Below are 3,528 nucleotides of genomic sequence, written 5' to 3'. Positions count from 1 at the left end.
CTTTGAATTCTACTTCTTCTTCATTTCCAAGTTCCTCTTCAACAATTTCTGTACAAAGTTCAATACATTCATCACATATATATACCCCTGGTCCTGCCACGAGCTTGCGGACCTGCTCTTGACTTTTACCGCAGAAAGAACACTTTAGCTGTCCTTTTTCCTCATTGAATTTAAACATACATTTCACCCCTTAATAAAATGACGCAATAGTTGCGACTGAAGTTTTAAGATATGACCTTAAACGATTCAGTTTCTTTTGCTCATCATACCAAAATAACTCCTAACAAAAAAGCAATACCTATTAGAGGTGTGCGAATCTCTATTGCACCAACCTCATTATGTAGATATGTAATGGATAAGTCAAACAAAAGGATACCTCTATAGTGTATGTAAAACACAGGAAGTATCATTCATACTATCCACTAATTCTTTAACCTATACTCTACTAAGAGGAAATATAGGAGGAGACAAGAAGCAAACCCGCCCCTTGTCTCCAGATCCTCTTATTCAGATTTAGTTTTGCTGTTTTCAACTAATACGTCAATTGCTTTACGTACCTTAAGATCTTCTTTAATCATGTCGGTATTTCCGCCAAGCATTTGAGTTAACTGAGCTACATCTGTTTGATACATGGATGCCATGTTCTCAAGCTCTGCATTAACATCTTCATCTTCAACATTTACATCTTCAGCTTCAGCAATTGCTTCAAGAGTCAAGTTAGTTTTAACTCTCTTGCCTGCATCTTCTTTCATTTGTTCACGAAGAGCGTCTTCATCCTGCCCTGTGAATTGGAAGTACATGTCTTTGGTCATACCCTGCATTTGAAGGCGCTGTTCAAATTCTTGAACCATGCGATCAAGTTCAGTATCAACCATAGATTCTGGAATTTCTACTTCTGCATTCTCAGAAGCTTTTGTTACAAGCGTGTCACGTTTTTGGTTTTCAGCATCAGTTTTCTTTTGCTCTTCCAAACGTTCACGTGTTTTTTTAGTAAGTTCATCAAGAGATTCAACCTCTTCATCAACATCTTTAGCAAATTCATCATCAAGCTCTGGGAATTCTTTTCCTTTAATTTCATGAATGGTTACTTTGAATGTCGCTTCTTTTCCGGCAAGATCTTCTGCATGGTATTCTTCAGGGAAAGTAACAGTTACTTCTGTTTCTTCTCCTGCTTTCTTACCTACCAGCTGCTCTTCAAAGCCTGGAATAAATGAACCTGAACCTACTTCTAGAGAATAGTTCTCAGCTTGTCCACCTTCGAACGCCTCTCCATCGACGAAGCCTTCAAAGTCCATGACTACTGTGTCGCCGTCTTCAACTTCGCCATCTTCTTTAACAACGAGTTCTGCTTGTTTCTCCTGTAGTTGTTTCAATTCGTTCTGCACATCTTCTTCTGTAACTTCTGTGCTTTGCTCTTCCACTTCCAAGCCTTTGTATTCTCCAAGATTAACTTCAGGCTTAACTGTTACTTCAGCTGTAAATACCAGATCTTCACCTTTTTCAATCTGTTTTACATCTACTTCCGGACGATCTACCGGCTCGATCCCAGTTTCTTCTACAGCATTTGAGTATGCCTGAGGAAGCACAATGTCAAGAGCATCCTGATAAAGAGATTCCACTCCGAAACGTTGCTCAAATAATTTCCGAGGTACTTTACCCTTACGGAATCCAGGTACCTGTACATCTTTGACTACTTTTTTGAAGGCTTGATCAAGTGCTTGGTCGAACTCACTTGCCGGCACTTCTACTGTTAAAGTACCTTGATTACCTTCTTGCTTTTCCCATTTTGCTGACATAAAAAATTCCCTCCAACATCTATTCATTCAATTTCGTCAATGGACGATTGTTCATTGATTCTATGACTCTTTATACATACGAATCTCATTTGCAACCATTATATTATAACATAAACAAACGGGCTTTCAAGATATGTACATATAAGTGAAATAATCGCACCTTTGTTTGTTATTCTCCAATGATCAAAGAATAATGTTGTTCACACAATTCAATTTCTTCTATATATTTCTGAACACCCTCAATACTCGTCTTTTCATGGTAAGGCAGCTGCAAATACTGATGTCCTATTTGTTTGAGCGCTTCAACAATAATTGGCACTTCATTCTCATTAGGAAACAATGGAAAGCGAACATAACAGTACCTATATAAAAGACGGTCCAGAATGACATACATACTTGGATTATTCTGCTCGATCCCCCCAAGTCTCATCTGTATTTGTTTAATAATGTAGTCAGACTGTAATTGATTTAGTTTCCCAGGCACCACTTCTATTATCTGACCGAATTTTTGAACCTGCATTTGATCTTCTATATGAGCATCTCTGAACCATTCGATTACTGCTGATTTGATAATTGGATGAACTAAGCTGTCCTTGAGAATTGGTCTGAATGTCTCTACATGCGGTAAAGCCGGCTGTTTCTTTAACTGGTTTACCATTGACCATTGCTTTTGAATATCTTTTTTGTCCATTGCAGCTAGAAAATCATTAATCAGCTTTTCGCCCTGTTCTCGCTGGTAATCCTCTAGCAGCTTACGGCTTACTTCGTACATCTGCCATAATTGAGTTCGACTTTGGTGAGGAACATCTTCTGCTTCGAACACTTCGTCAAGTAGATCCACGATATCCTGATACCTGTTTGTTTGAAATAAAATCGTTATGTATATATGTAAATAGTGATAATAATGATCGATTTCCATTTTCATCTGTTTCTTACATAATTCCTCAGCTTCCTCGAACTCGCCCAACTCAATCCAGCTCATTAATAAGCCCGTATAAACATCATGATTGGCAGCATCATAGTCCAGAAGTGGCTGAAGAGATCGAACAGCGTCTTGATACCGTTTTTCTTTAAGCGCCTGAAGCCCTTCCTTTTCCAAGTTTGTTTTCCATTTGGGGAACATTACAATATTCCCTTTATTATTTTCCATAAGACACCCTTCCTATAGCATTGGAGTTCTAGCCTATTCTATTATGACCAAAATAGTAAAAATAAAACCTTCCGCCAGTCCCTTCTATTTAATCTCCAACCTTATACTTATTAGGCTATATTAAAGCAGTTATTACTGAAACACAATGGAATTGCTTTCCTTCCCATACTGAAAGTGTCGTGGTGATTCGCACTTTTCTCTCGTCATTCGATAGGAATCATTCTTTCTCTTATGTTTCAGAAAATCAAATTTTGTCTTTATATGGCAACCTTATCTAAAATGAGTCTTTAGTCTCATGTGCAAGTTTCCTTTTTTGTTAAAATAAAGTAGTTGTGAATCATGATTCACCCAATTAAAAAATTTCTAAGGAGCTGCATGATTTTGTCACTTCTAGATGATCAAACGCTACTTGAAACTTATCTGGAGTCCGTCAAGCTTCAGTTAGATGATGATTTTGTATATCTTTTGACCAAAGAAATTGACAAAAGAGCTATTGAAATTCCACAAACTAACTAACACATATTATTCCTTACATCAAACGTTACTGGTGGCTGCCGTAGCGTTTTTTAGATGGTTTAAAAC

Annotated in this window: 4 protein-coding genes; 1 reads left to right on the top strand and 3 read right to left on the bottom strand. The window is 37.5% G+C overall.

Annotation, left to right across the window (positions count from 1 at the left end):
• The 3 genes from WAM07_RS18440 to WAM07_RS18430 all read right to left on the bottom strand — a co-directional run.
• On the bottom strand, positions 1 to 178 hold a 178-nt coding region (locus WAM07_RS18440; protein ID WP_422168849.1), incomplete at its 3' end, for a ClpX C4-type zinc finger protein.
• A 325-nt stretch (positions 179 to 503) separates the two neighbouring features.
• Complete coding sequence (gene tig / locus WAM07_RS18435) at positions 504 to 1,796, bottom strand: trigger factor (protein ID WP_422168848.1); 1,293 nt, start codon at positions 1,794 to 1,796, stop codon at positions 504 to 506.
• 169 nt (positions 1,797 to 1,965) lie between these two features.
• Positions 1,966 to 2,946 (bottom strand): tetratricopeptide repeat protein, encoded by a 981-nt coding sequence (locus WAM07_RS18430; RefSeq protein WP_422168847.1) that lies wholly within the window; start codon positions 2,944 to 2,946, stop codon positions 1,966 to 1,968.
• 339 nt (positions 2,947 to 3,285) lie between these two features.
• Here WAM07_RS18430 and sda point away from each other — a divergent pair, with 339 nt between their 5' ends.
• Positions 3,286 to 3,462 (top strand): sporulation histidine kinase inhibitor Sda, encoded by a 177-nt coding sequence (gene sda / locus WAM07_RS18425; protein WP_422168846.1) that lies wholly within the window; start codon positions 3,286 to 3,288, stop codon positions 3,460 to 3,462.
• Positions 3,463 to 3,528: the final 66 nt, after the last annotated feature.

The sequence above is a fragment of the Halobacillus sp. genome (assembly GCF_049282395.1).
Lineage (GTDB): Bacteria > Bacillota > Bacilli > Bacillales > Halobacillaceae > Halobacillus.
Note: the sequence above shows the minus strand (reverse complement) of the source record. Positions and strands in the feature narration are given on the sequence as shown.